General features: G+C 69.2%; 1 protein-coding gene. It reads right to left on the bottom strand.

From position 1 onward, the window contains the following. Positions 1-100 precede the first annotated feature (100 nt). Positions 101-390: hypothetical protein (locus JHD64_RS21260; RefSeq protein ID WP_199055620.1), on the bottom strand; the 290-nt coding region annotated here is incomplete at its 5' end.

The following is a 390-nucleotide window of genomic DNA, read 5'->3' as shown; positions in this document are numbered from 1 at the left end:
CCCCCCCCCCCCCCCCCCCCCCCCCCCCCCCCCCCCCCCCCCCCCCCCCCCCCCCCCCCCCCCCCTCTTTTAAAGAAGAAGACGGCATACGAGATCCTTGTTAATGTCTCGTGGGCTCGGAGATGTGTATAAGAGACAGGCACCAAATTCCTTGATCGGCCAGTGTCGGGCGTGGGTCGATGAAGTAGGCTACCTCGCAGGTTTGTAGATAGCGCGCCTTGCGCATCATCAGTCGAGCCTGAGCGCCGGTGCTGTCTCTTATACACATCTGACGCTGCCGACGAACGAACAACAGTGTAGATGTCGGTGGTGGGGGGGGGAGGAGAGGGGGGGGGGGGGGGGGGGGGGGGGGGGGGGGGGGGGGGGGGGGGGGGGGGGGGGGGGGGGGGG

The organism is Aquitalea sp. ASV15 (assembly GCF_016429115.1).
Taxonomy (GTDB): Bacteria; Pseudomonadota; Gammaproteobacteria; order Burkholderiales; family Chromobacteriaceae; genus Aquitalea; species Aquitalea magnusonii.
This window is presented reverse-complemented; position numbering and strand designations above follow the sequence as displayed.